4 protein-coding genes are annotated in these 7,222 nt (G+C 53.0%); 1 reads left to right on the top strand and 3 read right to left on the bottom strand.

Annotated elements, in window-relative coordinates:
* Positions 1-170 precede the first annotated feature (170 nt).
* Entirely contained in the window at positions 171-3,842 is a 3,672-nt protein-coding gene (locus QN379_RS13595; RefSeq protein WP_323506861.1) for an amino acid permease, read from the bottom strand.
* Positions 3,843-4,038: 196 nt separating this feature from the next.
* Between QN379_RS13595 and QN379_RS13590 the strand changes: the two genes are divergently transcribed.
* On the top strand, positions 4,039-4,368 hold the full coding sequence (locus tag QN379_RS13590) for a hypothetical protein (RefSeq protein WP_322236926.1): 330 nt from the start codon (positions 4,039-4,041) through the stop codon (positions 4,366-4,368).
* Here QN379_RS13590 and QN379_RS13585 read toward each other — a convergent pair.
* On the bottom strand, positions 4,354-5,148 hold the full coding sequence (locus QN379_RS13585; protein ID WP_323506860.1) for an ankyrin repeat domain-containing protein: 795 nt from the start codon (positions 5,146-5,148) through the stop codon (positions 4,354-4,356). The two genes, QN379_RS13590 and QN379_RS13585, sit on opposite strands and share 15 nt — an antisense overlap.
* Positions 5,149-5,411: 263 nt before the next feature.
* Complete coding sequence (treF, locus tag QN379_RS13580) at positions 5,412-7,076, bottom strand: alpha,alpha-trehalase TreF (protein WP_323506859.1); 1,665 nt, start codon at positions 7,074-7,076, stop codon at positions 5,412-5,414.
* Between the last annotated feature and the right edge of the window lie 146 nt (positions 7,077-7,222).

The following is a 7,222-nucleotide window of genomic DNA, read 5'->3' as shown; positions in this document are numbered from 1 at the left end:
GAGCGGTCACGATGCGCCAGAATGGTCGGTCACGATAGACCAGAATCGGTGGTCACGATCGGCCAGAATACCCAACTGATATCCATCAGCGAGCTGGCGAATGCCCAGCTCGGCTAACGCCCCCTTTTCCATCACGCCACCAAGCGGCCGAAGACGACGCCGCTTGAAACCTAACCATCCGTCCCTAAATGTGGAATCAGATGCAGATAAGGACCCAGATCGTGAGTTTTACCGAGGTGTAGTTTTCTACCGCGTTGCAGTAACGCTGTCATTTCTGCCACAGGCAATGGGCGACTGAAATAAAACCCTTGTATCGCATCGCACTCATTTTCATACAAAAAATTAAGTTGCTCGACCGTCTCCACGCCTTCCGCGACGGTTTTAAGACCAAGCGCCTTTGCCAGTGCGATGATCGCCAGTGTAATGGATGCCGCCTCCGGTTTGATAGCAAGACCAGCAACGAACGTCTGATCGATTTTGATAATATCTATAGGGAATCGACTCAGATAACTCAAGCTTGAAAAGCCGGTTCCAAAATCGTCAATCGATAGCTGAACCCCAAGGACTTTTAGATCATCCAGAATTTGAATCGTCGCTTCGGAGTCGTTCATCAACATACTTTCGGTCAACTCCAACTCAAGATAGTTTGCCTTCAAGTCGGCTGCCTCGATCGCGTCCTGCACCAAATGCAGGAAGTTTTTTTGCTTAAGCTGACGACCCGACACATTCACTGCCACGGTCAGCGGATAACCCGCTTGATGCCAGATGCTGGCTTGCGCGCAAGCCGTTTTCAGTACCCATTCGCCGATCTGAACGATAAGGCCGGTTTCTTCCGCGATCTGAATGAAACGTCCGGGCGCTACGAACCCAAGTTTTGGATTTCGCCAGCGGATCAACGCTTCGATACTTTTTACATGTCCGTTTTCCAAATCGATCTGGGGTTGGTAATGCAGCTCGAATTCATTGTTTTCTAACGCGTGATGTAGAGCATCTTCAAGATGCCCCCTTTCCACTGCCTTAGCACCCATTTCCACCGTATAACACTGGAAGCAATTGCGACCTTGATCTTTAGCCCGATACATCGCCAGGTCTGCGTGCTTGAGTAAAGTGTCAGCGCTATCGGCATCTTCGGGATAGACGCTGACGCCGATGCTGGCGCTCATATGTAGTTCACGTCCATCCGCTGACACTGGCTCCGCAAACGCGGTCAGTATTTTCAAAGCGACACTGGCGGCGTCTTCTGACTCTCTGATGTGATCTAAAAGGATGACGAACTCGTCACCTGCAAAACGGGCGAGTGTGTCTTCGTCGCGCAGGACTGATTTAATCCTGAAGGCAAACTCCTTAAGCACGCTGTCACCGAATGCGTGGCCAAAGCTGTCATTGAAGTATTTAAAACGATCGATATCGAGAAACAGTAATCCAACTCTGGACCGTGCACGACGTGCATGACGTAATGATTGTTCGAGACGGTTGACGAAGAGATTCCGGTTGGGCAGCCCGGTCAGTGGATCAAAATTAGCGAGGGATTCGATTCGTGCAGTGCGTAACCTGCGCTCGGAAATATCAGTTGCCACACCATTAAGCCTGAGTGGATTGCCATGCGCATCGCGAGCCGTTCTGGCGCGATCTTCAAGCCAGCGCACCTCGCCATCCGGCCGCACGATGCGATATTCCAGCGTTTGTGGGTCCCCGATTAATACTTGCGCCAGCCACTGCCTGAACCTGGTGCGGTCATCGGGGTGCACGATTTTGGTCCACAAAGTAGGGTCCGCGGTAAACTCTGCCACCGACCGTCCGTAAATGACGTGCGACGCCGGGTTTATATACAGCAGCGCATATTCAGCGGAAATAGACCACACCACCATCGGGATGGAATCCAGGATGCCCGACAGTTTTTCTTCAACTTGCTCATGCTCGTGGATGCGTTGCTGGAGTTTGAAGTGCGCAGTGGTGACTTCGTGCTGCGCATGACGCAACCCTTCGCGGGCACCGTCGAGCCCAGTGGCTACGTTGGCAACTTCATACTGTAGCAAATTGAAACTTGCGGCCATCTCGCCGACTTCGTCGCGTGAACGTGCCCGCACGGGGGTAAATGAAACACTAGCATGGGCCGCGTTAATATCACCGCGTCCAAGCGCCTGCATGGCACGCGAAAGCTCTGTCAGCGTGCCGCTGGCAAGCTGTTTTGCGGCTTCGGAAATCTCGACTGCTGAATGGGCGATCATGCCAGGCAACACTAACCCAACGGCAATGGTGAGCATGGCGACGGCGACGAAAATATCCGCCAGTGCCGTCATCAAGACGCCCTCGGGGCGTGGAATGTTGGCGACTGCCAGAAGATAACCGGTGCCGTCCAACACCATAACCAGTATCATCGCGCCGGTTAGCTTAAGGTGCAGCGTGCGTGCAATGCCCGGCAAACCGGAATCGCGCCGGTCCGCAATCCTGCGCCACATGTACAGCAACGAGCCAGAATAGGCAAAGGCCAAACCGATTAGTACGGTCGGCAATCCGAACTGCTCGAATCCTAATAACGCGGACACCGCCCACATGACGGCGGCAGCCAGTCCGAGCATGATGGTGCCACGAGGAGCGCGGTAAGGCCGCGCCATCGCGGGCGCATCACGCCGCAGCAGCCAGACCGCAACACTGGGCAATGCAATACTGATCAAGTAAGTAAAATTGGCAGCGGCAATTAGCCAGATCGGGTCGCCGATTAACAGGAACAAGATCGCCATCCCAGCCGTCAGCAACGTCGCCACCCAAGGTGTGTCGGTGCGCGAACGCAATGCGAGAGCGCGTGGCAACAAGCCGTCTTCCGATAATTGGGACAACGTGCGCGAGGCACCGGCGAGCGGCTGCAAGGTGCCGGAAAACATGCTTAACATCATGAACCAGACCGCGATTGCCTTGCCAGCATTGCCAAACAACGGGGCAAAGGTGGGGCCCAACTCCAGCGCCAAATCTTTGCCCATTGCATCCGCTCCAAGCGTGCCGAGCCACACGATTGGGAGCATTATGAAGAACAGACCGGCTATCGCAGCGCTGGCGAGCATGGCGCGCGGCAACGTTTTCTTAGGATCAACCATTTCGCCGACATGACAGGCCGCCGCCTCAAACGCGGGCGCGGCGAATCCAATGAGATACAACCCGGCCATGAGGCTGGTCAATTCGCCGAACCAGCCGGGAAAAGGCGTGGTCAGATGGAAGGTGGTGGCCTGTTGCCAATCGACTTCTCCAGCCAGCATCGGCGCTAATCCAGAAACGAACGCCAGTAACGCCGACAGGCTGGCAATCGGAATCGCCAGCCGACTTACCCATTTGATACCGCACAGACTGATACCGGTAAAAAAGACCACCAGCGACACTGCCATCACATTGACTGGCACGCCCGGCAAATACCATTCGTGTATTGCCGATGCCGATAGTATGGCGGTCAACCCGCAGGTGGGAACCCATCCCCACCAGTAGCAGACGCCAGTCAGATTGGCGAGTACCGGACTATATGGCCGAAAAGCCTCGACGCAACTTGCGGAAATGCCGCCCACACGGTTTGGAAACATCAATACCAGTTCAACCCAGCCAGGCGCTGCGGCCCAGGCAAGCAACAGGCCAGCGATCAGCAGGGGAATTGTCGCGCTACCTTGTCCCGATATGGTTTCCTGTCCGATAAAGAGCGCCGACAGCAGGAACAGGATTTGATTGCTGCCGCCTATTGCCAGTGCAGTGGCGCCAAACCAGCCGATTGTGCGAGGGTGGGTTTGAAGTGGCCCGTGCGTTTGGGGAATCGAATATCCGGGATTCTGCATACCCGTTTTTTTAACAAGGTGTTTGCGCATCTATCCTCCGATTTTGTTATTGCTTTTAGCAATACGCATACACACAACTGGCAGAAACAAGCGTCGCACCAGTGACTAGAAACATAACATCTGTTCCACGCTAAGATTCAGCGATCCGTTCGACAATATACGTGGATGTAGCGTTGTTGTGCAATTAAGGTACGGTATAACGGGCCGATTTCCGTTATTGATAGGTTTGACCACGCTTGATGGCGTTTGGTGGCGTTTGACTATGTCAGCGGCTAACTTTGTGATCGGAGATCAAGTTAAGAACAAGCGACAGATGCGCTACATTCCAACTGCCGCAAAGGCTGGGCTGCGCATCCGCATTGCAGATATGAATGACCAGCTTGCGGTTTTTTTTGAGAGAGCGCCATACATATTAGATTGTGCAAAGGCGACAAAAATTCGGGAGAAATTCAATATCAATAATCGTAAAAATACCGTTTTTTATTTTTCATCATTGCAAATAAGCGGATCAGTTCTTCACATTTTCCTTGACCATACTATTTTATACTTTTGCTAAACTTTTCAACAGTTCGGGATCTGCACCGCCATCTGTTGCTCGCTGAATAAATAATATGTTCCCACAAGCAAAAGCGATGTGGAGAGGCGTTTTTCCTTGTAAGTCTCTCGTATCCAAAGTAGGCAGAGTAGAAAACATCATGCGTAACGTAACGTCATCATTGATACTTGCAGCATAGTGCAGCGCAGTCTTTCCACCGGAATCCGGGATACTCAGATCAGCATCATCGGAGTGGACCAAGCGATCAAGAATGGCGTAGCGCGCACGCAACCAGTGCGGACCAAATTCCAGTCGGCGAGAAGCATCTTCCATTAATTCTTCAGAAATCTTTAACAGGTTCAACATCAATGGTGTTTCACCACGACGAGTTGTCGCAGATACTTCTGCGCCGGCTTTGATCAGCATCTCAACCCGCTCCGCGTCGCCGATGAGAACAGCATTGTGTAGGAGTGAATTGCCTGCCCCGATTTTTTCGCTCACGTTCGCACCCGCGTTGATGAGTGCTTCGGTACAATAACCGCCGCGTGCCGCATCCAGATGAATTAACGATAATCCAAATGGCTCTTTGAGATGCACGTTTGCACCGTTGGCGATCAGGAAATCGACGAACGCTGTTTCGCCATTACCAACCGCTATCGCAAGCGCGGCGCCGTTGAAACAATTCACATTTACGCCTAGATCAAGCAACGTCTGCGCTTTGGCAAAATCGGTTTCTTCGGTCGCTAATATAAAATCATGATTCAGCGTTTCCTGCGTGCTTTTTACGATCGCGTTAATCACAGAATGCTCCTATCATTGAAATACTTTGCAGGATTATATTGTTATTTGACGTTAAGCGCATAGAACGTATTACGACCAACCCTGGGCCTTTCTCACGCGTGGACCTCAAGCTTGATTTGCCACTTGTTAATAAGTATTTCCACTCAACGCTATAAAATTTCTCTTGAGAAATGCCACATCCGGTGTTTTATCAAACGTCTCCAGCGCATGTTTTGATATTGCAAGAAACTACACAAGCTAATATAAATCGAAAAAACACCCCTTCAAGGCTGCTTCAGCTCTGGATACAACGTCATCAGCTGCATCGCAACGCCGTTGGTCCAGCCGAAGCCATCCTGCAAAGCATACTCACCGCCGCCAGCGTGGGCACTGGTGCCAATGACATTATATTTTTCCACCAGCTTGCCGCTAGCAGCGTAGACTTGCTGCACTTTGCCCATCCAGCGCGTGGCGATATCGCGTGCCAGGGCATGCTGACCATAATGATTGAGGCCGTCGACCGCTATCCATTGCAGCGGCGCCCAGCCATTAGGCGCATCCCATTGCTGCCCGCTGTCGACCGTCGTGGTGACGATACCCGAGGGCCGCAACAACGACTTGCCAACCCACTGTGCCACCCGGACAGCCTGCGCGGGTTCGGCGATGCCGACGAATAGCGGGTATAACGTGGCAGCACTGGGACGGGCGGTTGATCGCCGCCTGATCCATTGATAATCAACATAATTTCCAGCGGTGTCGTCCCAAAAATACTTTTGCACCGCTGCACGGCGGCGGTCGGCGCGCTGCTTGAAATCCTTACTACACGCCACATCGTGCACGCGCTCGCAACCGAGGTGGATCGCATTTTCTAAGCCAAACATCAAACTGTTGAGATCAACCGGCAGAATGGCGGTGGTTTCAATAGTAGTCAGTGACTTTCCGTCAGCGAACCAGCGACTGCTGTAATCCCAGCCACTTTCCGCACCGGCACGCAGATCGCGATAAACCTCCGCTGCCGGGCGCTTGCTCTGCTGCGCCGCCTTGACGTCTTCTGCATACGACTCGTCGCGCGGCACGTCGCGGTCATCATAGTAACGGTTCAGCAAACCGCCATCAGGCAGCGCCACAACGCGTCGGTAAGCAGTGCCGGGCTTGAGGCCACTTGCACCATCCATCCAGAAAGCATACTCCCTTCGCAATTGCGGCAAATAGCGCGCATAAGCGCTGGCCTCATCCTCAGTAGATAACAAACCCACCATCTTGTAATAGAAAGGCGGCTGCGAACGGCTTAGGTAATAACTACGGTTGCCGTTCGGGATGTGGCCGTAGCGATCAATCAGGCTGGCAAAATTATCGACCATGGCACTGATTAGCTGCGGCTTGCCATTTTGCAGAAGGCCCAACATGGTGAAATAAGAATCCCAATAGTAAACCTCGCGGAAGCGGCCACCTGGCACCACATACGGTTGCGGCAACGGTAGCAGTGAAGAACCGCGGCGCACTTGGGCAGGCTGCTGAGTCAGGTGCGGCCAAAGGCCAGCGATGTGTTGTTGTAACGATTGAGTTCGATCGCTGACATACACATCCGTGCTGTCTTGTGGCAAATCAAAGTGCTGTTGCACAAAGTCGGCCAGCTTGAATCCCAGGCGATTTTTTTCTCTCTGGTAAAGCGCCGCAATGATGGACGGTGGGTCTTTCGGTATCGCGTCAGCAAAGGTTTTGCCGTCGGTGAAAACATGTGCCATCTGCACCGTAGCAAAAAGCGCCGGATATAGCTCGGATGGTGGCGCGGAAGATAGCGCCGAAATTTCAGCGCTGGGAACTGGCCTGAACGCTAGCGTATCGGCTAGCGCGACGCCGCTGGAAGTACCAAATATAAGGCACGCTGCAGCGGCGATGATGCTTATGCGGACGCTGCGAGTGTGCGTCGAGGTGAGAAAAAAACGCATAGGTGTTCTCCGTTAGCGTTAGTACTTAGATGAAATCCGAGTGGTAAATTCCCGCCGCCTCGTAACCTACTCCGCCTGCTCGTGCATGGAACCCGTGAGGGGAGTGTTAATGAACCGTGATCTCCAACCCATCCGGGCGGGTTGTC

Source organism: Glaciimonas sp. Gout2, from assembly GCF_035018905.1.
Lineage (GTDB): Bacteria > Pseudomonadota > Gammaproteobacteria > Burkholderiales > Burkholderiaceae_D > Glaciimonas.
The sequence above is the reverse complement of the archived record's forward strand: the minus strand, read 5'-3'. Positions and strand labels throughout refer to the sequence as shown.

Coding starts and splice junctions, on each gene's coding strand:
- treF (WP_323506859.1), bottom strand. CDS start 7,076: ATGCGTTTTTTTCTCACCTCGACGCACACTCGCAGCGTCCGCATAAGC.
- QN379_RS13595 (WP_323506861.1), bottom strand. CDS start 3,842: ATGCGCAAACACCTTGTTAAAAAAACGGGTATGCAGAATCCCGGATAT.